The organism is Akkermansia sp. RCC_12PD (genome assembly GCF_036417355.1).
Classification (GTDB): Bacteria; Verrucomicrobiota; Verrucomicrobiia; order Verrucomicrobiales; family Akkermansiaceae; genus Akkermansia.
Map to the genome: position 1 here is coordinate 979066 of NZ_CP143889.1, position 26188 is coordinate 1005253.

Consider the following 26188-nt stretch of genomic DNA (forward strand, 5'->3'; position numbering starts at 1 on the left):
ATCCTAGTCTGTAATTCGTGGGCCAAAGGAGCTCCGTTCAATTAACAATTCCGACAACACATCGCCATGAAAATTGCCTTATCCATCGGCCACTCTCCAAAAGACGGAGGAGCGGAAACATATGATAAAAAATATTCCGAATACTCTTTCTGGAAACATCATCTGCCCTTGCTGCAGAAGGAACTTCAACAGATGGGGCACCAGGCACCTATCGTCAACCGTTCCGACACCGGAGGAACCACTCCCGGACATGCGGCGGCAGCCTGCAACAACACCGGGGCGCACCTGGCCATTGAATTCCATTTCAACAGCGCGGATTCTCCTTCCGCTACCGGCACGGAAACTTTGTACTGGGAAAGCTCCCCCAAGGGAAAACTGGCAGCCACACTGGTAAACGACGCCATGGTAAGTGTTCTGGAGCTGAAAAACCGGGGGTTAAAACCGGTCAACAGGCAAAGCGCACGTGCCGTTTCCTACTTCACCAAAACCAGAATGCCCGCCGTTCTGGTGGAACCGGCCTTTGCTGCATCCAATCCGGAGGACAATGAACGACTCCAAAACCGCATCCGCGAACTTTGTGTGGAAGTGGCCCGTGCCATCAACGAGTGGAAGCCTTGACCGGCATCCTTCTTTTCCTGCGCTAACGAAAAGTCTTAAAGTTTCCCGGACCCGGCAGGCAGAACCGCCGGGCACTACAGTAACCCTCCTGATAGCCCATTTCCACCGCTTTCCTCCCGTTTTCAGGAACGGGTAAATGCCGCTATTCCCCCCTGCCCTGTTTCCAGGCAGGGACAGGGGAACCGGAAATTTTCCCTAACCCAGCCGGGCGGACACCTTCCGAAACTTGGGAGATTGGCCCATGAACGCCTCCGGATTGGACAAAAGAAGGCGATCCACTTCCGTCCGGGAAAAACCGCGCCCGTAAAGCTCACAAGCCAGAGCAGTCAGCGCCAGGGGATCGGAATCTCCCCAATCCGCGGCGGAATTGGCCCAGACACGGTCCATTCCGTATATTTCCAGAATATCCGCCGCACGTTTGGGATTGAGCTTGCTGGTCGGGTACAGGGTCAGGCCTGCCCAGTAACCGGCATCCTTCACCAGCGGGAACGTATGTTCCTCGCAATGATCAATCAATATCCGGCTCGGCTCCAATTCCGGACGGTTTTTCAGGGCATCCAGAATCATGTTGGTCCCCTTGAGCTTGTCTTCCAAATGGGGAGTGTGAATCAGGACAAGCTGATTGAGATGGATGGCCAGGTCCAGATGCTCTTCAAAAATAGCCAGTTCCCGTGAAGTGTTCCTGTTCAGGCCGATTTCCCCGATGCCCAGGACATTGGGCCGGTCGATGAACTGGGGAATGAGCTTCATCACTTCCCGTGCAAAGACCACGTCCTGGGCTTCCTTCGGGTTGATGCACAGCCAGGTATAGTGATCCAGGCCGAACTTGGCTGCCCTGGCCGGCTCGCATTCCGTAAGCTGGACAAAGTAGTCCCGGAAACCGTCCACGGAAGAACGGTCATACCCGGCCCAGAAGGCGGGTTCCCCCACGGCCAGGCATCCGGCCTGGGCCATGGCGCGGTATTCGTCCGTGGTGCGGCACACCATGTGAATATGTGGTTCAATGAAAGCCATGATGATTATTTGTTCGGGTTCGGTGCTCCGCAGGCGGCCTTGGAGGCGGCGGTTTCAGCTATGGCGGCATCCCGGCAGGAAAGCGCTTCCAGCACGGCGCGGGCTCGCCCGGGGCCGGGGACGGACAACAGCGGGAGTACTTCCAGCAATGCCTGGTAGCGGAAATCGGCTTCTCCTTCTCCTCTGTCCACACGGTCCAGAAATGCGGCTACATCCAGCACGCCCGCACGCGCCGCGGCAAAGTCCGCGTCCAGAACCTCTTTTTTGCTCCTTTTCATGCAGTGACGATACGCCCGTGCGGAAAGCCCAGTCAAGCCGGAATGGGTAACAAATTTATAACTATTCCAAACTAGTGATTTGCAAGGGGTTCCCGCGCCTTTGCGAAAATCCAAAAAGCGCCGGGAATTCAAGAAGAGGCTTGCCATCCGAACCTGAATCCGTCATCCTGTGGAGACGCATTTATTTCATTAGAGCGCCTATGAATGCACTAGTAAAAACCATATGTACATTCGTGACATCCTCCATCGGCCGCAAAATCATTGTGGCTCTGACGGGGTTATGTTTAGTCTTGTTCCTTGCGGGACACCTGGCAGGCAACCTCCTCATTTTCGGGGGGCCTGAGTGGATCAACACATACGCCCATGGCCTGCACTCCATGCCGGAAGCCGCCCTGTGGGGCATCCGCCTGGGCCTTGCGGTGATCTTCATCATCCATATCTGGCTGACCATCCAACTGAAGCTGGAGAACAACGCGGCCCGCGAACCCTATGTGTTCAAGAACACGATCAAGGCGACGCTCTCCTCCCGCTACATGATCTACACCGGCCTGACCATCCTGGTGTTTCTGATCTACCATCTCTACCAGTACACCCTGCGCGTCGGCTATGATCCCGCACAATACGTCGCCTACATCTCTGACGGCAAAGTGGAGACATTCGACGTTTACAGGATGATTGTCAACGGGTTCAGCAACGTATGGTGCTCTGCGTTCTACATCCTGGCCATCCTGATGCTCTTCAGCCACCTGCGCCACGGCGTGCAGTCCATCTTCCAGACGGTGGGCCTTGACTCCCGGAAAATCCGCCCCGTGTACAACTTCATCGCCATCGCTTACGGCGTGGTGATATGCGCCGGCTTCATCTCCGTGCCGGTGTCGGTTCTTTTGGGTATCATCAAATAACCTCAACTCACTGCAAAGACATGATTAATTTTCCCGTAAGCGATTGGATGCCGGACGCCAATATTCCCTCCGGCCCTATTCAGGACAAATGGTCCAAGTACAAGCTTGAAGCCAAGCTGATCAACCCGAACAACAGGCGCAAATACACCGTGCTGATCGTGGGTTCCGGACTGGCCGGCGGTTCCGCAGCCGCGACTCTGGCCGAACTCGGCTACAACGTAAAATGCTTCTGCTACCAGGACAGTCCCCGCCGCGCCCACTCCATCGCGGCCCAGGGCGGCATCAACGCGGCCAAGAATTACCAGAACGACGGCGACTCCGTGTACCGCCTGTTCTACGATACCGTGAAGGGTGGCGACTTCCGCGCCCGCGAAGCCAACGTGTACCGCCTGGCGGAGGTGTCCTCCAACATCATTGACCAATGTGTCGCCCAGGGCGTTCCCTTCGGCCGTGAATACGGCGGCCTGTTGGACAACCGTTCCTTCGGGGGCGCCCAGCTCAAGCGCACTTTCTACTCCCGCGGCCAGACCGGCCAACAGCTTCTGCTGGGCGCCTACCAGGCCATGGAAAAGGAAATCGCCAAAGGCCACATTGAAATGTTCACCCGCCATGAAATGATGGACCTCGTCATCGTGGACGGCGAAGCCAAGGGCATCGTCACCCGTAACCTGGTAACGGGTGAAATCAAGTCCTACGCCGGTGATACCGTGCTGCTCTGCACGGGAGGCTACGGCAACGTGTTCTTCCTGTCCACCAACGCCATGGGTTGCAACGTGACCGCCGCCTACAAGGCATATAAGCGCGGCGCATTCTTCGCCAACCCCTGCTTCACGCAGATCCACCCCACCTGCATTCCGGTGAAGGGGGACTATCAGTCCAAGCTGACGCTGATGTCGGAATCCCTCCGCAACAGCGGCCGCATCTGGGTGCCCAAATCCCGTGAGACAGCGGAAAAAATCCGCAAGAAGGAAATCAAACCCTCCGACGTTCCCGAAGAAGAACGCGACTACTACTTGGAACGCAAGTACCCCTCCTTCGGCAACCTCGCTCCGCGCGACATTTCCTCCCGCGCCGCCAAGGAAGCCTGTGACGATGGCCGCGGCGTGGCCATCACCGGCAAGGGCGTGTTCCTGGACTTTGCTGACGAAATCAAGCGCATGGGCCGGGAATGGATTGACGGCCAGTACGGCAACCTCTTTGACATGTACGAGGAAATCACGGACGACGATCCCCATGAAACGCCCATGATGATCTACCCCGCCTCCCACTACACCATGGGCGGCCTCTGGGTGGACTACAACCTCATGTCCAACGTAAAAGGCCTGCACGTCCTCGGTGAAGCCAACTTCTCCGACCACGGCGCCAACCGCCTGGGAGCCTCCGCTCTGATGCAGGGCCTGTCCGACGGCTACTTCGTCATCCCCGCCACCCTGCCAACCTACCTGACGTCCACCAAGCCCGGCGCCGTCACTACGGCCGCTCCGGAATTCAAGGCTGCGGAAGACGCTGTGAAGGAACGCATCAACAAGCTGCTCAACGTCAAGGGCACCAAGACGGTGGACTCCTTCCACCGCGAACTGGGGCTGATCATGTGGGACGACTGCGGCATGGCCCGCACGGAAGAAAGTCTCATGCGCGCCATTGAACGCATTCCGCAGCTCCGGAAGGAATTCTGGGAAAACGTGCTCGTTACAGGCACCGCGGAAGGCATCAATGCGGAACTGGAAAAAGCCTGCCGCGTAGCGGACTTCCTGGAATTCGCCCAGCTCCTTTGCTACGACGCCCTGAACCGCCAGGAATCCTGCGGCGCCCACTTCCGCGTGGAATACCAGCTGCCGGACGGCGAAGCCAAGCGCAACGACGAAGAATACGCCTATGTGGCCGCCTGGGAATACGCCGGGGTGGACGAACTGCCGATTCTTCACAAGGAACCGCTGACCTTCGACAACGTGCACCTTGCCATCCGCAGCTACAAGTAAAAATAGCCACTACATTAACACTTAAAAGAAAGATTATCACATGGCTAAAACAATCAATCTCACCCTCAAGGTCTGGCGCCAGGAAAACAAGGATGCCAAGGGCCGCATTGAGACTTACGCCGCCAAGGATATCCCGGTGGACGCCTCCTTTCTGGAAATGCTGGACATCGTCAACGAAGGTCTGGTGAAGGAAGGCAAGGAGCCCATCCACTTTGACCACGACTGCCGGGAAGGCATCTGCGGCATGTGCTCCCTGACGATCAACGGCATCCCCCACGGGCCGGAACGCCAGGTGACCACCTGCCAGCTTCACATGCGCAAGTTCAAGGACGGCGATACCGTCTGGATCGAGCCCTTCCGCGCGAAGGCTTTCCCGATCCTGCGGGACCTGATGGTGGACCGTTCCGCCCTGGACCGCATCATTGCCGCCGGCGGCTACATCGACGTGCGCACCGGAGCGGCCCCGAATGCCAACAACATTGCCGTGGAAAAGGTGAAGGCGGAAGCCGCCTTCGACGCCGCCGCCTGCATCGGCTGCGGCGCCTGCGTGGCTTCCTGCAAGAACGCCTCCGCCATGCTGTTCACCTCCGCCAAGATTGCCCACCTCAACCTTCTGCCCCAGGGCCAGCCGGAACGCACCAAGCGCGTCCTGGCCATGATGAAGCAGATGGAAGCGGAAGGCTTCGGCAACTGCACGAACCAGTATGAATGTGAAGCGGCCTGCCCGAAGGGCGTGAGCGTGGACAACATTGCCCGCCTCAACCGCGACTTCATCCGCGCCAATGCCAAGGAAGGCCTCTGCTACTAACAGGACTTTCAGCAAAATCCCTATCAAGGGGCTGTTCTGCCCAAAAGCGGAACAGCCCCTGTTTTTTTAAATCCCTTTTGAAACCCCGCCGTCTTTCAGCAAGGACGGTTACTGAGAATAGTATTCAATCATGCCGCCTTCAACCGGAAAGGCAGGAAGTTCTTCCCCATCCTCCACACTGACGGAGCCACGCAGAGGCAGCCGGGATATCCACCGCGTCTTTTCCCTTGTCTGCGGAACGGAAATTAAGCTCTCGCAGTCTTAACGGCTATCCGTCTCAAATGAAAAGCGAGACTCCTCTCTGAACAATGCGCTCGCCAGGGAGGAAAAACTTACTCCCTGTTCCGGGAATCCATGAAGATTGTCACAGGGCCGTCATTGACCAGGGAAACCTGCATATCCGCACCGAATTCCCCGCTCTCCACCCTGCCTCCCAGCAGTGCGGCCAGCTCCTTCTTGAACCGTTCGTAGAGGGGAACGGCATGGTCGGGCTTCGCGGCGCGGATGAAGGAGGGCCTGTTGCCCTTTTTAGTGGAAGCGTGCAGCGTGAACTGGCTGACGACCAAGGCTCCTCCCCCGATATCCTTCACAGAAAGATTCATCTTTCCTTCCTCATCGGAAAAAATGCGCATGTCCACCGCCTTTTTCGCCAGCCAAAGCACGTCTTCTTCCGTATCCGCCTTCTCAATACCTATCAAAATCATCAGCCCGCGGCCCGTGCGGCCCGCACAGACTCCCCCGATATGGACGGCGGCTTCCGTCACCCGCTGGACGACCATCCTCATTGTTCCGTTCCCTTCTCCCTGATAATAGTCACTTTGGTACCCGGCCTCGTCAGCATGGCCAGTTCATTGCAATCCTGCCGGTTCAGATAAAATCCCGGGGAACGGGGGGTTCCGTTTCCGGCGTCGATGATATATCCTCCGGCGGCCAGCAGAAGGGTCTTGTCCGCCGCGGGATAATGTTTGTCGTAGATGGAAAAGGAAGCCTGTTCATCCTTGACGGTCGTCTCAAAATTCTTCCGTCCCGTGTCCTTCATGGCCACAATGGGATAGGCCCTTACAAAGTTTTCTCCGTCGTACAGGCAGACTTCCTTCTCAGGCACGTTGACCACCACATGGAAATTGAGGGGGCGGTATTTGAATACATCCCCCGGTTGAAGAGAAGGAACATCCATCAGGCCATTCAAATGCACCAGCATGGCCTGGGAACAGCCCAGCCTCTTGACCATGCGTATCCAAGAATCTCCGCTTTTGACGGTGTATTGCTTCACATCCGGTCCATTGGGGTCCAGAACCTGGCGGATGCGCAGGGCCCCGATGAGATCCTTGGCCTCCCGCCCCACTACACCGCCCTGCCTTACCAAGGGCTGGAGCAGTTCCAAGGCTTGCGCCAGATTGCCGCGGTCCATCAACCTGCGGGCTTCTTCAAGGGCTGCCGGACGGCGCGGCCAAAGGGAGTAATTTTCCCCGTCGGCCACAGCGGCATGGGCGCAGAATAGCACCACCAGAAGGCTACAGCAGGCCCTTGCGCTTGAAGTCGAAAATGTTGATCTCATGGGATTTTTGTATCATTTCCACGGTGAATTTCAAGAGGGAGACCTCCCATGCGTCATCCACCCCTTCCACAAGGGCCATGAATGTGTCCTCGCCGTTGCGCACCTGGTCCAGCAACCGGCCGCGAACGGTTTCAAGTGGTTCATGCAAAATTTCCTCCCGTACCTCCGACCGCTTGAACCGGAATCCATACTCCAGCAGAGTCAGGAATCCGGGACCATTTTTGGACAGCCAGTCAAAAAAGCGTTTGGCCTCCCCGGAAAACCCCTCCGTACTGACTTCATTGTAAATAGAGGGGCGTATGATCTTGGGCTTCTCTGCCTCCACCCAGCCGCTGCGTACGCGCACCACGTCAATCTCGTCCATCACTTCGGAGATCAGGAGGAAATTGAACCGGGTGTCGCCGAAGGTATCTATGCGGCGGTCCGGTTCATATACTACGCGGGTCATTTCCGCCGCGTAGCGAATGTCGTCACGGGAATATGGGGGCAATTCACTCATGGCAGAAAGGCGGAAACCGAGGTCATCCCATGAAAAAGCGGCTCCCTTGCAGAATTACAGGGAAGCCGCTTTTTATACAAAGGATTTCAGCAGTTCAACTTAGCCCTGAACTTTTTCGATGTAGGCAACGACGTCTGCCACGGACTGAAGTTTTTCCGCTTCTTCGTCAGGCACTTCGATGTCAAAGTTTTCTTCGAAAGCCATCACGAGTTCAACGGTATCCAGCGAATCAGCACCGAGATCCTCGATGAATTTCGCATCAGCAGTCACTTTATCGGATTCAACGCCAAGTTGGTCAACGATGATACTTCTTACTTTTTCTTCGATGCTGTTATCAGACATGATATTTATTGTTAAGGTTCATGGATACTACATGGGGCATGCAGGTTTTGCAATACCTATTTATGAGTTTTTACGTGTCATCTATCATGCCACCCGGAGGGAAATCCCTTCTGAAGCAGGCTCTTGCACCACTTTTCAAAGATTAAGCCCGGCAACCATCCGCAGGCCGTTCAGCGTAATATCCGGGTCCACATGGTCGATGCGCGGCACTCCCCGGGCAATCAGGGCCGCATCTCCGCCTGTAGCCACGACCGTGGGGCGCCTTCCCACTTCTTCCTCCAGCTTCGCCAGAATTTCCTTCACCATGCCGCGGTAGCCGTACACGGCGCCGGAATGCATGGCTTCCACCGTGCTTGTTCCGATGGCATGTTTCGGCTCATGGGGTTCAATGGCGGGCAACAGGGCCGTATTGCGTGCCAGGTAATCCCCCATGCTGGCCAGCCCGGGGGCAATCGCTCCGCCCAGATAAGTGCGCTCCGGGCCGATCACGTCAAATGTCACGGCCGTTCCGAAGTCAACCACAATGCACGGATAACCGTAATAGGCCACGGCCCCGGCGGCGTTCGCCAGCCTGTCCGCACCGATCTGGCGCGGGGAAGGATAGTCTATGCCCACGCCCAGCCGGGAATCGCAGGAAAGAAAATGGCTTGGCCTGGTGAGCCAGTTCCTCAGAACATCCGCCACGCGGGGCACCACGGAACACACGACGGCGGCATCATAGTGAAGTCCCTTGAGGGCGTCGTCCAGCCGTTCCTCGCTCACTTCCCGGGTGGGGATCATGCGCCGCTCCTTCAGCAGGGCCTCCGGGGTGGAGAGCACGAATTTGGTGCGCGTATTGGAGTTGTCGATCAGCAGATAGGTCACGGGAATCAGTTAGTACGTTCCGCCGCGAGATTCAAGGCCAAATCCGCTATCTTTCCGCTTCCTCCGGTCATATCCGCCTTCAGCAGGTTTTCATGCAGGAGCCTCCATGGCGCTCCTTCGTCCGCCATCATGTTCTTCAGGGCTTCCGCCAATGCGGCGGCATCCTGCACATGGCCGCCGCCGCCCAGGGTCTCCAGCAGGCGGGCGTTTCCCTCTTCCTGTCCGGGCAGAAGAAAATTCACCAGCATGGGCCTCGCGGCGGCCAGCACCTCATGCACCGTAGCGCCTCCGGCCTTGCCGACCACCACATGGTTTACAGTCAGGTACGAGGGTACGCGGCGCGTCCAGCCGCGCACGGTCAGCCTTGTACCGTATTTCGCGCGCAAATCGCGGATATGGGGATAAATCCTCCTGAATTTGCGGCCCAGGATGCAGGTCACATACACGGCGGGGTCGGCCTCCAGCATGGCCTCCAGCTCTTCACGGGCATGCCGGAAAGAACGCTGGGCAAAATAAAGAACGCGGAACGGTTCCCCCGGCTTCCAGCAAATGGGATGCTTCCGGACCGCCTCCAAACAGGGATTTACGGGAAAACCAGTCACGCGAATTCTTTCCGGATCAATTCCCTTTCCCGCCATGACGTCCCGCGTCCATGAATCCGTAACGGCAAAGAGAGGAGAATCCGCACACAGCCACGACTTGTTGATAACAAAGGAGTCCGTCACCACGGTGATATACGGCACGGCGCGTCCCGTACGCGCGGCGATGGAATCCAGCATGTAGGGATACACCATGTATGTACAGACAACGGCGTCCGGCTTCCATTCCAGCAGCAGCCGTTCCAGCAGCCCTTCCACCGGGCCCAGGCCCTTGACCGGCTTTTCCGCCATGTTGCGCCGGTCACTCACGTCGTACATCAGCTTCCAGAGGCCGGGCATGCGGGAAATGACCCAGAGATATCCCGCGCGGGTCATCCGGAACATAGCGGGCATGGCCTCCGCACACAAGTCAACAAGACGCGTTTCCGCCCTTCCCTTCACCGCCTCCTGTACGCCGCGGGCAGCGGAATTGTGCCCTTCTCCATACCCTGCGGTGATGATCAAAATACGCGGCAGCCTTCCATGCTCCATGGAGAAACATATACCATATTCCACCCAATCGGAAAGAACTTCTTTCCTCACGAACCGGGCCGTCGGGAAACAGACGACGGCGCACCGCCGCGGCATAACGCAAAAAACCGGTTCCCCGCAGCGATATTCCCTCCATGTCTCCTGATTTAAATTGACCTGCGCAAGCCGGCAAGGCAATCTCCCTGCCATGCGCATCGTCTTCATGGGTACGGGCGACATTGCCATTCCCGCCTTCCGCAGCCTGATCCGGCACACGGATCTGGTAGGACTGGTTACGCAGCCCGACCGTCCGGTGGGCAGGCACCAGATTCTCACAGCACCCCCCATCAAGAACATCGCCCGGGAAGCGGGCATCACCGTGTTCCAGCCGGCCTCCCTGAAGGCGCCGGAATCCCTGGTGGGCCTCAAAAGGCTGAACCCGGACCTGATCGTGGTCATGGCGTACGGGCAGATTTTAAGCCAGGAAGTAATCGACATGGCCCCCATGGGTTGCATCAACGCCCATGCCTCCCTGCTCCCGCGCCACCGCGGCGCGGCCTGCATCCAGTCCGCCATTAAATCGGGGGATTCCCATACGGGTGTAACGATCATGCACATCGTCAAAAAACTGGACGCCGGAGACATCATTGCCCAGATCAGCACTCCCCTGGACGGCACGGAAACCGGCGGCAGCCTGCACGACAAACTGGCGCAAATGGCCCCGGACGTTCTTCTTCCCGTCATCCATGCCATTGAAAAGGGAACGGCCGCACGCGTCCGCCAGCAGGAAATCCTGGCCACATACGCCCCCAAGCTTCTGCGGGCGGACGGCAAGATAGACTGGACCGTTCCCGCCGAGGAAATCGGACGGATGATCCGGGCCTACGATCCCTGGCCGGGTACCTTTACCAACTATTGGAACCGCAAGGGGCGCATCCGCAACATGAAAATCTTCCCTGGCTTCACCATCGTGCCGGAGGCTTCCGGCAAACCGGGCCAGGTGCTTTCCGCCGGGGAGCAGGGACTGCTGATTGCCTGCGGTGAAGGAGGCCTGCTGGTGACGGACGTTCAACTGGAAGGCAGCACGCGCATGAACATTGCACAACTCATCGCTGGGCACCCAAATTTGAAAGACATCCATTTCGACGTGTAAATGGCCAAGTCATTTTCCATGGAAAGCCTGAACGCGGCCCAGCGCCGGGCCGTTCAGACCCTTCAGGGGCCTGTCCTGATCCTGGCCGGAGCGGGAACGGGAAAAACGCGCACCGTCACCTGCCGCATTGCCCACATGGTGGACAAAGGCATCAGTCCGAAAAGCATCCTGGCCGTTACGTTCACGAACAAGGCCGCTCTGGAAATGAGGGAACGCGTGGGCCAGATGGTGGACCGGAAGGCGGCGCGCCAGATCATGGTCAGCACTTTCCACTCCTTGTGCGTGCGCATCCTGAGGGAGGACATAGGCCGTCTGGGTTACAAGACCAACTTCACCATTTACAGCGGGTCCGAGCAAAGCGGCCTGATCCGCCGCCTCATCGTCCGCCACGGCGGCATCAAGGAAAAAATCGGGCCCAAGGACGTGTTGTCCGCCATGAGCCGGATGAAAAACAACGGCCTCGGCATTGACTCCATTGAAGACAACTTGACGGCCAATATCGCCGCCTCCTACCAGCGGGAGCTTCAGGCCCAGAATTCCGTGGACTTTGACGACCTGCTGATACTGGCGGACAAACTGCTGAAGGAACACGCGGATGTCCGGGCCGCCTGGCAGCAGCGCTTCCGGTACATCACCGTGGACGAGTTCCAGGACACCAACAGCCTGCAAATGAGCCTCCTCGGCCACCTGGTAGGACCGGATCACAACGTCTGCGTGGTAGGGGACGACGACCAGTCCATTTACGGATGGCGCGGCGCACAGATCAGCAACATCCTGGAATTCGAACGCTTTTTCCCGAACCCCTCCGTCATCAAGCTGGAGGAAAACTACCGCTGTACCGCCCCCATTTTGGACACGGCCAACGCTCTGATACGGCACAACCTGGGCCGCAGAGACAAAACGCTGCGCGCCCACAAGGGCGGCGGAGATCCCGTACGCCTCATCTCCATGCCCGGCGACGCGGAAGAGGCGGAATTCATCATCACGGACATTGAAAACGTCCGCAGACAGGAAGAACGCCCCTGGGAGGATTTTGCCATCCTGTTCCGGGCCAATACCCAGAGCCGAGTCATTGAACAAACCCTGCGGGAACACAAAATACCCTACCGCATGGTGGGGGCGCAGAGCTTTTTCGACCGCAAGGAGGTGAAGGACCTTATCTCCTACCTGGCAACGATTGAAAACCCGCAGGCGGACGAATATCTGCTGCGCATCCTCAACACGCCCCCCCGCGGCATCAGCGACCTGACGGCCCAGCTTGCCATCGACTGGAGCCGGGAACACGGCAACAGCGTCTGGGCTGCCCTGCAGGACGAGGAATTCCTGGAAACCCTGACCACCCGCGCCCGCAACAGCATTCAGGAATTCAACGAGCTAATCACCAAATACATCGATATTTTCCAAGACAAGGAAACCAACTTTGGAGATGCCATGGAACAGCTCATTGGAGAAACGGGATTCAGCGACTACGTCACTCGGCTGTGCAAGACGGAGGCGGAAACGCAGAAACGCCTCGTTTCCATCGGAGACGTGAAAGCCTCCCTCCGCAATTTCTGGCAGCCGGAAAAAAGCCTGAGGGACTATCTGGCCCAGGTTACCCTGGACAAGGAGGACAACGATGACGACGTGGAAAACAAGCCGGGCGTCTGTCTGATCACCATGCACGCCGCCAAGGGGCTGGAATTCCCCGTCGTTTACCTCGTAGGCCTGGAGGAAGGAATCCTGCCGCACAAGCGCTCGCTGGAAGACGGCAACTGCGACGAAGAACGCCGTCTGCTGTATGTGGGCATCACGCGTGCGCAGGAAAGACTCATGCTGACCTACTGTGCCACACGCCTGCGCTACGGAGATCGCATGCCCTGCCAGCGTTCCTCCTTCCTGAGCGAAATTCCCCCCCACCTGATGGAATATTCCAAATGGGAAGACCTGATGAATGCGGAGGCTACGGAAGAGGAATCGGAAAACTTCTTTGATTCCCTCCGCAGCATGCTTCTGGAAGATGAATAGGTAGTCGGGATAATCGGTATCTATTCATGAATACAACGTTTTCCTTGATTAACAAACACGGCGGCGCACAGTTCCCATCTGGCACAGAGCCGCCGTTGCGGGCTCAAGAAGGATCGAGGCGGAAACACCGCGCGTTACCGCCATGGGGGAAAATGCCGTAATTGTCATGCGGCCCAAGCAATCCGTTGGAAATCCCTATTGATGAAGGGCTGAAACGCAGAATCCGTTTCCTGCTCCCAGGCCACTACGAAAAGGTCCCCGGACAACAGGATTTCCGGGGCGCCGCTGCCGAAATGCAGCAGCCCCATAACCTGTCCATCCGTATTCGGCAAACAGGCGTCCTGGAAATTGAATACTGTCCTCTTTGCATTTACGGGATGATTTGAATGCCATGCGGAGACAGGGACACACCGCTTCGGTGAAGACGGGGGAATGGCATAGGGACCGTTTTTCCGCAAGCCTCCAAGGAAGATATCACCAGTATCAACCGGGTGCCCTACGTTCCATGCCGGGTTTTCATTTCCTCCCTGGGCCGTCTTTTCTGAATCAAGAGGATAGCCATGAGCTTGCTTCCACAGGTTATGATTTTCATTCCGTTTATTCCAATGACGGAAGTATTCCGGCCACAAAAAATCCTCCCGGCGCAACCGCCGGGAGGAGGAAAGAAATCCCTGTCGCCTTACATCACCAGAAGATGATGTACAAAGCAACCGTCGCGGCAACCACGAACCAGCCAAAAATCTTGGCTCGGGAAGAAGATTGCAACGCTACCGCCCCTCTGTCGGGCAGGACGATGGCCTGGCCTCCGCGGGCGACGTTCACGGCCGTAAAGATGAATCCGATGATCACTACGGTAATGAAGCAAATGGCCATGCGGTTCAGGAACGCCATTTCCGGTTGCCAGATCTTCAGGAAGCCGTACAGGGCGGCATTGATGACGATGCCCAGCCAGCCGAAGATGCGCGGACACTTGGGCACGAAGAAGCCGAAGAGGAACACGCACAAGGCGCCCGGGCTCAGGAAGCCCTGGAATTCCTGAATGAAGTTGAAGATACCTCCGAAGGCCGGACTATCCAGGAACGGGGCAATGCACAATGCAATCAGGGCACACACCAGCAGTCCGATCTTGCCAACGGTAACGAGTTCCGTCGGCTTCGCGTTTCTGCGCAGCTTGTTGTAAATATCCATCGTGAAGATGGTGGATGCGGAGTTCAGCATGGACGCCAGGGAAGACACCACTGCCCCGAAAAGGGCAGCGAGTACGAACCAGGTCCACCCCGTACCGGGCAGCAGTTTCCTGATCAGCGTGCCGAAAGCGGAATCATAGTCGAAACCTACCAGCGTATCCGTCAAATAATAATTGTCCGTATCGTTCGCAGCAGGCTTGATGATCTCGTCATTGAGAGTGGCGATTTTTGCCACAAAGGGAGCGCGTTCCGCCAGCGTAGTCTGTTCATTGGCGGCATCCGCCTTGAGTTCGTCACAGGCCTGTTTCAACTCGGCCATCACATCTTCGCCGGCCTTCATGACCGCAGCGTTGTGCAGGGCGTGGGCGCAGCCGGCTTCCACGTTTTCTACCAGGAAGCTGTCCGTGATCCTGTAAATGACAGGACGCCCCTTGACGACGGCGGCATCCTTCGACTTGTCGATTTGCTTCTCATACTTTACTTCCGCCTGTTCCCTCAGATCATTGCGGTACAGATTGTAGGCCAGAATGCCGGGTACCACTACCACGAACGGGATGATCAGTTTGAGGAAAGCGGCGAACACGATGCCCATCTGGCCTTCCGCCAGGGACTTGGAAGCGAGCGTACGCTGCATGATGTACTGGTTGAGGCCCCAGTAAAAAAAGTTGGGAATCCACAGGCCCAGGCAAAGGGCCGTCCACGGGATTTCGGCATCGTCCGCCGGACGGATCATATGCAGCTTGCCGCCCACAGTGTTCACGCCGCTGGTCGCATCCCCGGAATTAAGTTCAAAGAAACGCGTTACCCCGTGCCAGAGGCTGTTGGACGGATCCCCCAGGGAAGCCACCGTAGCCCCGGAATTGGCGGCTGCGGACTGCACCAGGTGATTCGGATCTGCTCCGCTCAGGGCCATCAGGGCAAAATAGGCCACTACGCCGCCGCCTACAATCAGGGCGGCGCCCCAGAACAGGTCCGTCCAGGCACAGGCCTTCAAACCGCCCACGAATACATACACGGTACTGCAGAATGCGATGATGATGCAGCCGACGGTAATATTGCCAAAGTCGATACCCATGGCGCTGTAGCCGGTAAAGAATACGGAAATCACCTTGGCCCCGGCGTAAATAACGCCGGCGGTCGGCACGCCCACCAGAATCAGGAGCGTAGCAATAGCCATCAAGGAACGTGCCGCAGTATCATAGCGCTGTTCCAAGAATTCCGGAATGGTATACACCCCGCCTTTCAACAGTTTGGGAAGGAAACAGAAAGCCACGACCACCAGCGTAATGGCGGCCAGCCATTCATAACCGGCAATCGCCATGCCCACCCAGTTGGCGGCCTTGCCGGACATGCCCACAAACTGCTCCGTGGAAATATTGGCGGCAATCAGGGAAAAGCCGACGAGCCACCAGGTCAGGCCGCGGCCGGCCAGGAAATAGTCGGAAGCGCCCTTTGTTTTCTTTTCTTCTTCCGTCTCTTGCGGATCACGGCTCTTCCAGATACCCAGAGCAATGACACCTACGACCACCACACAGAATAAAATGACTTCCGTCGCGGAAAGTGGAGCCGGAGTCGGTTCACTGGACTCATCAGCTTTTGGGACGGCGTTTTCCACAGCCACGGGAGAGGCTGGCTGGATGTCAGCGGCTGGCTGCATTTCCGCAGCAGGCGTCAAAGCCGGAGCGGCCAGCGTGGGCTGGGCGTCCGGAGCTGTTGCGGGAACGGCCCCCTCCTGGGCGGCGGCGCCCCACGTCATCAGGGCTACGGCCCCGAGTATGGTTGCTAGTTTTCTCATAATCAGTATGGATTAAGCTTGGTACAGTACACGCGCGCCTTCACCGGCACTCGTCACGAGGTAGGTGGTTTCAATCCCTGTTTCCTGACAATAGGCCTGGAGCAGTTCCTGCGCTACCTTGTCAACATCTTCCGTCTTGACCAGGGCGACGATGCAACCGCCGAAGCCGCCGCCCGTCATGCGGGCTCCGTAAATGGAAGAAGCGGAAGGAATGCGGTCGCAAAGGGAAACCAGAGTATCCACCTCCGCACAGGAAACTTCATAATCATCGCGCAGGGAGGCATGGCTGCCGCGCATGGCGACGCCGGCTTCATCCCAGTCGCCGCGGGCGAGGGCATCCGCAAAAACAGCCACCCGCGCGTTTTCACCGATGACGTGGCGAGCACGGCGGTAACGCACGTCGCCAAGCTGTTCCTTGAAAGATTCCAGCAATTCCAGGGAAGCTTCGCGCAGGGAAGGCACCCCCATGATGGCGGAGGCTTCTTCGCACTGCTTGCGGCGCTGGCCATAAGCTCCGTCCGCCAGGGAATGCTTCACGGCACTGTCCAGAACCAGTACGGAAACGGAATCGTTATTCATCGGCACCAGCTCATATTCCAAAGTGGCGCAATCCAGCTTGAGGGCCATGCCCTTCTTGCCGTTGGCGGAAATGAACTGGTCCATGATTCCGCAGGGCACATTCACGAACTCATGTTCCACGGCCTGCCCGATCAAGGCAACCTCCTTGGGATCAATCCTGACGCCGGCAAAGGCGGCCAGCGCGGTGCAGACGGCAACTTCAAGAGCAGCGCTGGAAGAAAGACCGCCGCCGCGGGGCACGTTGCTGTCAATCAGCATGTCCACCGGGCCGATTTCTACGCCGCGACGGTGCAGATTGGCCAGCACGCCGCGTACGTAATTGGACCAGAACGGCTCGCCGGGAACCAGGGCGTCCTCCACGGCAATTTCATGTATCTGGTCTCCCAGCGAACCGCAGAAGCGATGCTTGCCGACAGGAGAAGGAGCTACCGCGACGACACAATGATTGTCCAGAGCCATGGGCATCACAAAACCATTATTATAATCCGTGTGTTCGCCAATGAGGTTCACACGTCCCGGTGCCGCTGCCACATGAGTTGGAGCCTGACCGAAATACTCGATGAAATACGGAGTCACCGTTTCTTTAGAGATTTCTCGCTGAACTAAATCCATAGTGGGCTGATTCTGCCCCAACGCCTCCCGCACCTCAAGGTTAAAGTCTCCGCCCGGCCTCAAATCACTTCATTTTTTACCAAACTTTTGAGTTTTTTCAGAAAAAGACCGCCTGATGCCACGGCGGACATGAGGCAGAAAGCCGAAAAACACCCTCCCAAACGCATGCCAGGCCCGTAAACAGGGCATTTCCGTACCCTCCCAGCTGCCGGAAATCCTTACTTGGCCCCGCGGGCAAACAATACGGCGGGGACTGTTTTCAGCAGCAATTTGACATCCAGCCACAGGGACCAGTGGTCGATGTAATACATGTCCAGCTCCACCAGCTTTTCAAATTCCTTGATGTTGCTGCGCCCCGCTATCTGCCAGTATCCGGTGACTCCAGGAAGCACGCTCAACCTGCGGCGGTGTGCATCACTGGTAAAAGCCTCCGTTTCATAAACGGGCAGTGGCCGGGGGCCCGTCAGGCTCATCTCTCCTTTCAGTACATTGATGAGCTGAGGCAGTTCATCAATGCTGAATTTGCGCAGAATGCGGCCGAAAGGAAAGATACGGGGATCATTCCCCAGCTTGAAAATGGGGCCGTCCATCTCATTGCCGTGGCTGGCCTTTACTTCATCCAGCCTTTTGTCTGCATCCTGATACATGGTGCGGAATTTCCACATGCCGAATTCCTTTCCATACAATCCGGAACGCTTCTGGCAGTAGAAAACGGGACCGGGAGCAGACAGCTTGATGCCGGCGGCCGCAACCAGCCACAAAGGCGAAGTAAGCACCAGCAGGACAAGGGAACCGAGCCAGTCCATGGTTTTCTTTATCTGCCAGGACGTGGTGTAGGGAATGGGGGTGGACTTGTACACCAGCATTCTGACCTCTCCCATCACTCCAAAGTAAGTTTTGTGGACGGTTGGCATCCTCACCATCATGGAAGCATAAAAGTCCACTCCCATCTTGCCGCAAAGATCGGCCAGGCACTTCGCGACGGAAACATCCACCCCTTCCGGCAAAAATACGACTTTGCTGATGCATTTCCTGATCATCACATCCCGCGTTGTGACAGAATCCACGGATTTGGGAGAAATCACCGTCAGGGCTCCCTGAATATCCACGCGGTCCCGCTTCATCTGCTTCAGGAATGTGTCCACATATTCCGGAGCGCCTACCAGAAGCATGGGAGCCTCTTCTTCCAGCTTCTTTTCCGACCGGAACCGGAAAATACACAGCCACAGCACTCCAAGAAAAGTCAGCAGATACCCCAGTATTTGAACGGCAGGATCTCCGGAAAATGGGACCAGATACTTCCAGATGATGGAACTCAGCACCACAAAGCATGCGTAGGCCAGCACCAGTCGCCAAACGGTGCCGCTCAACGTCATGCAGCGGTAATACACCCCAAACTGGTCACAGCAAAAATACAACAGCAGGGACATGGTCAGAGGGGCGAGCACCAGTGTGCGGAGCCGCCAGGGTTCAGGCTGGACGCCCAGTGAACTCCAGGAAATGAACCCAACAACCATAAAAACGACAAACGCCAGAACAGTGACCGCCATTTTATTGATTCCGTAAGTTGTACGGTCTGCGTTTTGGATAAGCATCGAGAATGAAGGAGCTAGCGGACCACATAGTTAATGATGCCAAAGTTTTTGTCAAGTTTCATCCAATTCCGGACTGCCTTCCCGTCACAAGACCAGTTTTCGCAAACGGGTTTTCGTCTCCGCGGGGCTGGAAAGCCCAAAATGACGGGATACCGGCTTGCAAGAAACGGCCTCCGTGTGCATTGGTATACGCGTCAATCCGCCGGACTGACACCGCACACAGCCGGATCGCTCCTTATCAGACCATGCACGGACCGTTGATCGGGGCACGGGGCATCCGCATTTCTGTCTTTCCTTACGGAAACGGAACACCCCGGCGATTCGCCGGACGGAACCTATTGCATGGGGCATGAAAATCCGGCATGACACCAACATAATCATCAACTTAGCATATAAGTATGTCGCAACACCACACACAGGGAAGACAAGGCCAAGGCCCCCGTCGCCGCTATCACAAGGGCGGCCATTCCTATGGCAATGACCGCCGGGAATCCGGCGGATACCGTCCCAAATATAAAAAAGAAGCTCCTGCCAAGCTCTCTTTATGGCAGCGTTTCCTGGGCATCTTCGGCATCCGCCCGGCCAAGGGCAAGCCTGCCGTCAAAGACAAAAACGCCTCCAAAACAAATACCAGGGTGGCCCGCACCAAGCAGGAACGCATCATCACTCCCAAGCAGCCTGTCTCCAACCGCAGGCTGTATGTGGGCAACCTCTCCTACGAAGCTACGGAAAGCGACCTTGAAGACGTGTTCAAGGGCATTGGCGAAGTCACCTCCGTGGAAATCATTTACAATCCCCGCACTCACAAATCCAAGGGCTACGCCTTCGTGGAAATGAAGAAACTGGAAGATGCCGTCCGCTCCGTGGACATTCTTCACAACCAGCCTTTCATGGGCAGAAACCTGCTGGTCAGCGGCGCCAACGAACGCCAGGAACAGTCCAGGCCGGCCCGCGAGCCCCGCGCCCCGCAGGAAGAACAGGATTCTAGGGAAGAAATAAAGGAAACTTCTACCCCCCTGATTCAGCCGGAAACCCAGCCTCAGGCATAAAACAAGTTTTTACGAATCAAGAGCCGGCTCTCCCTCAGGGAAAGCCGGCTCTTTGCTTTCCTGCCGCTTACGCCGCCTCCAGAAGCCTGTAAATTGCGGGGGAACCCGTCATACGAAGAACGGCCATATCACGGCAGCCCCCATGCCTTGCGCAGCCTCAGGTATTCCCTGGAAGGCAGCAGGATGTACAAAGGATGCTTGGAAGGGTCCAGCCATGCGATCATGGCACGTAAATTTTCCTCGCTCATGGCGGTGCATCCGGCCGTGGGGGCCTGGCCGTCCCTCCTCCAGATATGGAAGAAAATGGAAGACCCTCCCCCTGCTACGGGGCGCCCCTGATCTCCGGTGGCGTTATGCCTGATGAACAGCTTCAGGCTGTGGGCGTAATCGTTCAGCTTCATCTGCTGCTTGAACTCCCAGGGAGTCACGGGATCATGCTTCAGCACGAAATGCTGGTTGTAAAGAGGGGAGGACGGGTCATCGACCCACATGTCCCGGGGCGTGATGCGGCGGTATGGCATGGAACGCTTCTTGTTGGGAACGGGCACGGTGCCGTACACTCCGCCCAATTCAAAAATTCCGGCGGGAGAACGCAAATCCCCCTCCTTCTTCACGGGACCTTCCGCGGGAGGGCTGCTGACCCCCCTGCCCCATACCAGTCCGGACTTCCCCAAGCGGGCCGGAAACGGCCCCTTCACCATCATCCACCCCTGGGGACCTTTCTCCAGAAGGCTCAATTTCACATGCGAACTGTTCCAGCCGTCGGACGTCCCCACAATTACCTGGCGGCAGTCTTCAGGGAGAGCCATGGCCGCAGCGCAAAACATCGCCAGCATGCACACGCATACATAGATACCCTTCATGCGCCGTAGCATACCGGGGAAGCTCCGGAAGGGAAGCAAATACTCCGTCCTTCCCCGGCATCCGGCAGACGTACACAAGAGTACCTACTTCAACGGAAGCACCTCGTCCAGCAGCGATTCTATCCCCTCCTTGGCAAATCGGGAATGCAGGTAAAGCTTCTTGGCTTCCATGTACTTGCCGAGGGCGGAACCGACTTCCTTGGCATTCCGCGCATTTTCCGCATCGTCCAGCAGCTTGACCAGCCTGCTTGCCTTGGTCGTCAGATCCAGATACTGGGAATTCAGCTCCTGGTCATTGACAAACAATTCCTGGTCGCGCAGGCGCAGCTGCTGCAATTCCTCCCAGGCGCCGTAAACGTCCTGCATGGCCTCACGCTGACGCGCCGCGCCCAGTGCCCGCTCAATGACCGCCATTTTAGCCAGGTCATCCACAAACTGGGCCTGCAGTTCCGGGTCATCCTTCACCAGCACGGCAAACTCGTGCTGATTGTCGAAAATACGCCGATAGTTCTTGTTCTTGTGGAAACGCTTGAAATCCTCCAGGGCATGGGACTGCTGGCCTGCGGCCATCATGGCATTGCGCAGGGGGAGCAGGCGCGGATTCTTGGGCCAGATCTCAATGGCCTTCTTCAGGCATTCTTCCAGCTTGACGCGGTCCCCCTTGGCAAGGGCTTCCTGCCCTTGGGCGATATAGGCGTCGCTGGCGAACACGGCAGCGCTGATGGCGGATTCTGCCCGGCCCGTGCTGAAATCCCGGGAAGTCTTCTTGAGGTCCTCCACCAGCGTGAGGGCTTCCTCGTAATCCTTGCCGTTCATCAGCTCAAACAGTTTCTCCACATCCCGCTTGAACACATACAGCTTCTGCTTCTTCTCGTACGGGAACGTACTGACGGGCGCCATGAATTCGCCGATCAGGAGAGCTTCATTCAACCGTTCCAAGGCATCCACGTAATGGTGGGAATCCACCAGATTGTTCACGGCCTTCATGTGGCGGTCCGAATCCCGCGCCAATTCCCGGGAAAGATTGTCCAGAACAGCCACGGTAGGAGGTACGCCCAGCGTACTTCCGAACATCTTGGCCGCATCGGAACCCTTCTCCAGGCGCAATTTCGTATCGCCGTCATTGAACAGGCGGCTGTACACGCCGCAGCCGATGGACACATGGTCAAAACGGCGCTGGGCAAACAACTGGACAAGTGTGGACTGGAACACGATTTTGGCTTCCGTTACGGTAAGCACCTGCTCGGTTTCCAGTTTCAGTTTGCGGGCCTGCATCTCCACCACGCGCTTTTCCAAATACTTGTAGCGCGGATTGTCCCGCGCCGGATTGGAAGAGGAATTCCCCTTCCTGCCCCCTTTCTGGTTGGAGGGAGAGCCGGAGGATACCGTCACACCGCTTTCCATCAGGCTCATTTTCTGGGTATTGGTGCGGATTTCGCGTTCCATCGCGTCCATCATCTTTCCCTTGTTCTTCCCGTTGGTCTTGGCCTGCCATGCGGTATAGATGGCCTGGCACAGAGCGTCGGAAACACCGCCGTCCAGCGGATTGCTGGAAGCGGCGGTCAGCAGGTCCACCACCTGCCGCAGGACATTGTCCGCCGCCAGCCTTTCCTTGCGCATGGAAAGCACATCGTGAATCTTGTTGAAAATCTTCTGGTATTCACGAGCATCCTCCGTATTCTCCTCCGGCTGGCTCAGGTACTTGTTGAAGCGGGCCTCAATTTCCCGGAAGCTGCCCATGTTCAGGGTCTGCCCGTTGATGGTTACCGTGCCGTCCTGAGGATTCAGAAACGGCAGTTCATTGCCGTACAGGGATTTGGCATCTCCCTGGCTGCCCGGCTGGTAGGCGTTGGGCTGAATGGAGCCGGATGGATTGGCCGGCTGTGGAGACGCAGGAGCGGGGGTTCCTCCCGTTGCCGGAGGATTGTACATCATCTGCCCCATCGCAGGAAACGTACAGGCCAAGGTCAGAAGAAAGCAGTATTTCATGGATCGAAAAAGCTCGGGTTATTTAGGCAGGATGGAGGTAGCCATACACACGCCGCGCACGTTCGGGCTGATATCCTCCACCCGGAATTCTATTCTGTATTGCTGGTCTCTGTTGATGTTCATTCCATTTCTGGCTTCTGCGGAAACGCAGATGGGAATAATGTATTCCCGTCCGGACGCATCCTTGTACAAAAAGGAAATCAATTCCGACTCGCCGCGGGGAAAACGGTCAATCACGGTGCCGTCCAGCACGTAATTGTTGTTGGAAAGCTGGGAGGCGTTCATCGCCAGAATATCCAGCGGGATGTCGGATCCCGCCTGGGGCTTGTTGCTGGAGCGCGTCACGGCATAGCCGATGACAAGCGCCAGCACAAGAACCACCGCCCCGATGACCAGCATCGGAGCAGATGATGATGAACTCTTCTTTTTCGCTGTACGTCGTCTCGCCATAATCTCTTGTCGAGAAAATGTATAACGAACACGCAACGATTGCACGCATTAAATTACAGTTCCCAGCGGGAACGGCGGATGCCGATGTAGGAGGCGGCGATGCCGCATGCAACATGCGCGCCGAGGACAATATAGCAGATCAGGGCCGGGGTCAGCCCCGTATCCAGCACATTCTTGACGGCATTGTACACGTCCGGCTTCAGAGCTGAAATGCTTCCGGACCAGGACCAGTACGCGGAAATGAACGGCCGGATGAAGCTTTCCACCTGCTCCGGGAGAGCCAGTACCGCCCCTGAGAGGGGAAGCTGGAAGCCCACCAGGTAAATGCTCAGCAGGGAGGCTTGGTCCGCGCTCTTGGCCAGGGAGGAAATACCCAGGCAGACAAACGTCATGGCGGCATTGGCCAGTATCAGGAAAAACAAATGCGTCAGGCTGCCGCCCCGGTCCCAGAAGAAATCCACGAAGGCGAACATCCACACGGACTGAACCAGCACCAGCACGCTCAAATACGCCAGCTTGCTCGCCAGATAGGAGGAAGGCCGCATGCCCGCATACTTCTCCTTCTCCATGATGGCGCGTTCCCCGGCCACCTCCCTTGCGGCATTGTTGGACCCCATCAGCCCCAGCAGGATCACCTCAAACATGATGATGCCGGAAACGGCGGAACCGGTCTTCATATTCAACTGCTGCGCCTCAATATCCTTCTGCAGCGTCTGCACGTCCTGCGTGGCGGAAAGCCCTACGATCTGCCCGGTTCCCTTATCCGTGAACATGGCTACCAGCACGGGAAACAAAAGCACCATTACCAGTTGGAGGACAAGCTGGGAGCGGTCACGGAAGAAAATGCGCCACCGGCGCCCCAGCAGGCAGAAAAACTGGGTGAAGAAACCGGGCACTTCGGGAATGGCTTCCTCCCCGCCCTCAAATGCGGCGGCAATTTCTTTTCCGGCTGAAGCTCGTTCAGAAGATCCCCGTTCCCCATCTTCCTCTCCGGCAGGAGCCGGCGTTACTCCGTTCTCTTCGTCAAAAGGCTTGGCATTTGGGTCCGGCAACTCTCCGGAAAGAATCTTCTGCTCCCTTTCCTTCTCCAGCCGGGCATAATAGGACTCCCGATGCTTGGCCCAGGACCGGGACCAGGAAGCTCCGGTCCGGTCCTGAAGCTTGGGATAAATCTCTTCAAGAGCGGAAACACCGAAGTAATGCAGGATCGTCTTGGGGGAACCGTGGTAGACCACGCATCCCTGATGCATGACCAGGATGGAATCGTAACTGTCCAGATGAGCCAGGCTGTGCGTAACGGAAATGACGATGCGCTCGTCGGAACGGGACACCTCATGCAGAAGGTTCACGATATCGTGCTCGGACCGCGGATCAAGGCCGGAAGTCACCTCGTCGCAAATCAGGAGCCGGGGATCGGACACCAGCTCCATAGCCAGCGCCAGGCGCCGCTTCTGGCCCCCGGAAAGAATCTTCACGTCCCTGTCTGCAATTCCCTCCATGCCCGTTACCTCCAGGGCGTTGTCAATGCTGTCGTCCAGATCGTCAAGAGACTCGAACTTGCAGCGGAGCTTCGCGGCGCTTTCCACATTCTCATCCACGCTCAACTGGTCATAGGCAATGCTGAATTGGGGGACAAACCCGATCTCCGTCGGTTCAAAATCCTCTTCCGCCAAATCATGCCCATTCCAGAAAAAACGGCCGTCTGTCTCCGCGACCATGCCCGCGATAGCCTTCAACAACGTGGTCTTTCCGCAGCCGGACGGCCCCACGACCGCCATGAAATGCCCCTTGGGCACATTAAAGCTCACATTGTCCAGCAATTTCAAAGGACCGTCCTGGGCCTCTATCTCGTACGTAATGCCGTCCGCCTGCAACATAATGCATGTACCTTATCCCATCAGTCTCCGCATCATCAAGGAAAATCGGGACTCTTCCCTCACATGTTGAACCCATGCGCAAACTTGTTATTTTGAAAAGGTTCCGCCCCGGACGACGAAACACCTGACTACCCTCATGTTGTGGATTTGCGACTTCCGCGCCGCGAAGAATCTTCCCTCCACTCCTCCCCTGCTCATCAGGATTACTTGTGATTCCTGTGAGGTCCTCTTTTTAACGGATTTCCAGGGTGCCGGAACTCCGGAAAAAGAATTCCATGTCAACCTCTTGATTGAATCGGAAGAAAAAGCTGAACCTTTCTTTTTCCTCGCTTCCCCGCCCGGATGGAGGCATCATGGGCTTCATGATCAGCCGGACGGTAAAAGACGATCTTCCGGAAATCCTGGATCTCCAGCTCCGGGCCTTTGGAGAAGTTGCCCGGCGCCTGAACGCCGCCACTCTGCCTCCGCTGGAACAAACCATTGAACAATTGCTGGAAGAAGAGCAGAACTCTGTATTTCTTAAATATACGGAGGACGGGCATATCATCGGTTCGGTCAGAGGGAGCCTGGATGCCTCCGGCACCTGCCATGTGGGCAAGCTGATTGTGGACCCGTACTGCCGGAACCGGGGAATCGGACGGCAGCTCATGCAGGCGCTGGAAGAATACTTCCGCGGAAAAGCCTCCCGGTACCTCCTGTTCACGTCGGAGGAAACTCCGGAAACCCTGCACTTGTACGGCAAACTGGGTTACGAAAAGCTGTACACGCGGAATGCCGGAAGCACCGTCATGGCGTTTCTGGAAAAGAAGGCTTGAAAAAACGGCCCCCGCAGGAAGAGGAACACTTCATTCCAACATTTTCCCTACGGCCAGCCGGATCAAGCACCCGGCCAGAAAAATCCCCGCCGCTACCCAAAAGGAAAACCATTCCAGCAATACCCCGCATACCAGGAATATCAACGCACACCACAGCAAAAATGTGTTGATCACACGCATCAGGTCCATTCCTCCGGGTAGAAGGGAGAAATAAGGAAAACCTTCATCAGGATGTCCTCCAAAAAT

24 protein-coding genes are annotated in these 26188 nt (G+C 56.9%); 8 read left to right on the forward strand and 16 right to left on the reverse strand.

Features of this window, described 5'->3' with window-relative positions; all coding sequences use genetic code 11:
- Positions 1–66: 66 nt before the first annotated feature.
- On the forward strand, positions 67–618 hold the full coding sequence (locus V3C20_RS04045; RefSeq protein ID WP_130084337.1) for an N-acetylmuramoyl-L-alanine amidase: 552 nt from the start codon (positions 67–69) through the stop codon (positions 616–618).
- 195 nt (positions 619–813) lie between these two features.
- Here V3C20_RS04045 and V3C20_RS04050 read toward each other — a convergent pair whose 3' ends face one another.
- Positions 814–1632, reverse strand: a complete 819-nt coding sequence (locus V3C20_RS04050; RefSeq protein ID WP_162851517.1) for a TatD family hydrolase — start codon at positions 1630–1632, stop codon at positions 814–816.
- Positions 1633–1637: 5 nt separating this feature from the next.
- Complete coding sequence (locus tag V3C20_RS04055) at positions 1638–1910, reverse strand: hypothetical protein (protein WP_130084339.1); 273 nt, start codon at positions 1908–1910, stop codon at positions 1638–1640.
- Between the two features lie 233 nt (positions 1911–2143).
- Between V3C20_RS04055 and V3C20_RS04060 the strand changes: the two genes are divergently transcribed.
- The 3 genes from V3C20_RS04060 to V3C20_RS04070 are packed head-to-tail and all read left to right on the forward strand — an operon-like array spanning position 2144 to position 5599.
- Positions 2144–2812, forward strand: a complete 669-nt coding sequence (locus V3C20_RS04060) for a succinate dehydrogenase cytochrome b subunit (protein WP_161981383.1) — start codon at positions 2144–2146, stop codon at positions 2810–2812.
- Positions 2813–2832: 20 nt separating this feature from the next.
- Complete coding sequence (locus V3C20_RS04065) at positions 2833–4791, forward strand: fumarate reductase/succinate dehydrogenase flavoprotein subunit (RefSeq protein ID WP_130084341.1); 1959 nt, start codon at positions 2833–2835, stop codon at positions 4789–4791.
- 40 nt (positions 4792–4831) lie between these two features.
- On the forward strand, positions 4832–5599 hold the full coding sequence (locus tag V3C20_RS04070; RefSeq protein ID WP_067572315.1) for a succinate dehydrogenase/fumarate reductase iron-sulfur subunit: 768 nt from the start codon (positions 4832–4834) through the stop codon (positions 5597–5599).
- 332 nt (positions 5600–5931) lie between these two features.
- Here V3C20_RS04070 and dtd read toward each other — a convergent pair whose 3' ends face one another.
- The 6 genes from dtd to V3C20_RS04100 form a co-directional block, all read right to left on the reverse strand.
- Positions 5932–6384 (reverse strand): D-aminoacyl-tRNA deacylase, encoded by a 453-nt coding sequence (gene dtd, locus V3C20_RS04075; RefSeq protein ID WP_130084342.1) that lies wholly within the window; start codon positions 6382–6384, stop codon positions 5932–5934.
- Positions 6381–7157 carry a LysM domain-containing protein gene (locus tag V3C20_RS04080; RefSeq protein ID WP_130084343.1) on the reverse strand — a complete coding sequence of 259 codons (777 nt, stop codon included), beginning with the start codon at positions 7155–7157 and terminating at the stop codon, positions 6381–6383. Before V3C20_RS04080 ends, dtd begins: the two co-directional genes overlap by 4 nt.
- Positions 7114–7656: a hypothetical protein gene (locus tag V3C20_RS04085; RefSeq protein WP_130084344.1), complete on the reverse strand. Its 543-nt coding sequence runs from the start codon at positions 7654–7656 to the stop codon at positions 7114–7116. The genes V3C20_RS04080 and V3C20_RS04085 overlap by 44 nt, the downstream gene beginning before the upstream one ends.
- 99 nt (positions 7657–7755) lie before the next feature.
- Positions 7756–7998, reverse strand: a complete 243-nt coding sequence (locus V3C20_RS04090) for an acyl carrier protein (protein WP_012420022.1) — start codon at positions 7996–7998, stop codon at positions 7756–7758.
- Between the two features lie 135 nt (positions 7999–8133).
- Complete coding sequence (locus V3C20_RS04095; protein WP_130084345.1) at positions 8134–8862, reverse strand: type III pantothenate kinase; 729 nt, start codon at positions 8860–8862, stop codon at positions 8134–8136.
- 5 nt (positions 8863–8867) lie between these two features.
- Positions 8868–10088, reverse strand: coding sequence for a hypothetical protein (locus tag V3C20_RS04100; protein WP_161981384.1), 1221 nt, complete (start codon positions 10086–10088; stop codon positions 8868–8870).
- Positions 10089–10179: 91 nt separating this feature from the next.
- On the opposite strand from V3C20_RS04100, the gene fmt reads away from it, so the two are divergent.
- Together fmt and V3C20_RS04110 are read left to right on the forward strand one after the other, a co-directional pair.
- Positions 10180–11124, forward strand: coding sequence for a methionyl-tRNA formyltransferase (fmt, locus tag V3C20_RS04105; RefSeq protein ID WP_130084347.1), 945 nt, complete (start codon positions 10180–10182; stop codon positions 11122–11124).
- Positions 11125–13131 carry a UvrD-helicase domain-containing protein gene (locus V3C20_RS04110; RefSeq protein ID WP_130084348.1) on the forward strand — a complete coding sequence of 669 codons (2007 nt, stop codon included), beginning with the start codon at positions 11125–11127 and terminating at the stop codon, positions 13129–13131.
- A 164-nt stretch (positions 13132–13295) separates the two neighbouring features.
- Here V3C20_RS04110 and V3C20_RS04115 read toward each other — a convergent pair whose 3' ends face one another.
- From V3C20_RS04115 to V3C20_RS04130, 4 genes are all read right to left on the reverse strand, one after another.
- Positions 13296–13868 (reverse strand): hypothetical protein, encoded by a 573-nt coding sequence (locus V3C20_RS04115; protein ID WP_149873787.1) that lies wholly within the window; start codon positions 13866–13868, stop codon positions 13296–13298.
- On the reverse strand, positions 13816–16113 hold the full coding sequence (locus V3C20_RS04120) for a sodium/solute symporter (protein WP_238623845.1): 2298 nt from the start codon (positions 16111–16113) through the stop codon (positions 13816–13818). Before V3C20_RS04120 ends, V3C20_RS04115 begins: the two co-directional genes overlap by 53 nt.
- A gap of 12 nt (positions 16114–16125) precedes the next feature.
- Positions 16126–17304: a galactokinase gene (galK, locus tag V3C20_RS04125; protein WP_130084351.1), complete on the reverse strand. Its 1179-nt coding sequence runs from the start codon at positions 17302–17304 to the stop codon at positions 16126–16128.
- Positions 17305–17522: 218 nt separating this feature from the next.
- A complete protein-coding gene (locus V3C20_RS04130; protein WP_161981386.1) occupies positions 17523–18854 on the reverse strand; it encodes a sugar transferase in 1332 nt (443 codons plus the stop codon).
- A 443-nt stretch (positions 18855–19297) separates the two neighbouring features.
- On the opposite strand from V3C20_RS04130, the gene V3C20_RS04135 reads away from it, so the two are divergent.
- On the forward strand, positions 19298–19948 hold the full coding sequence (locus V3C20_RS04135) for a hypothetical protein (protein ID WP_130084353.1): 651 nt from the start codon (positions 19298–19300) through the stop codon (positions 19946–19948).
- 128 nt (positions 19949–20076) lie between these two features.
- Here V3C20_RS04135 and V3C20_RS04140 read toward each other — a convergent pair whose 3' ends face one another.
- The 4 genes from V3C20_RS04140 to V3C20_RS04155 form a co-directional block, all read right to left on the reverse strand.
- Positions 20077–20811 (reverse strand): L,D-transpeptidase family protein, encoded by a 735-nt coding sequence (locus V3C20_RS04140; protein ID WP_130084354.1) that lies wholly within the window; start codon positions 20809–20811, stop codon positions 20077–20079.
- A gap of 84 nt (positions 20812–20895) precedes the next feature.
- Complete coding sequence (locus V3C20_RS04145) at positions 20896–22800, reverse strand: hypothetical protein (RefSeq protein ID WP_130084355.1); 1905 nt, start codon at positions 22798–22800, stop codon at positions 20896–20898.
- 18 nt (positions 22801–22818) lie between these two features.
- On the reverse strand, positions 22819–23250 hold the full coding sequence (locus V3C20_RS04150) for a hypothetical protein (protein ID WP_130084356.1): 432 nt from the start codon (positions 23248–23250) through the stop codon (positions 22819–22821).
- A gap of 53 nt (positions 23251–23303) precedes the next feature.
- Entirely contained in the window at positions 23304–25127 is a 1824-nt protein-coding gene (locus V3C20_RS04155) for an ATP-binding cassette domain-containing protein (protein ID WP_130084357.1), read from the reverse strand.
- 362 nt (positions 25128–25489) lie between these two features.
- Here V3C20_RS04155 and V3C20_RS04160 point away from each other — a divergent pair, with 362 nt between their 5' ends.
- Positions 25490–25942 (forward strand): GNAT family N-acetyltransferase, encoded by a 453-nt coding sequence (locus V3C20_RS04160; RefSeq protein WP_161981663.1) that lies wholly within the window; start codon positions 25490–25492, stop codon positions 25940–25942.
- The last annotated feature ends 246 nt before the right edge of the window (positions 25943–26188 follow it).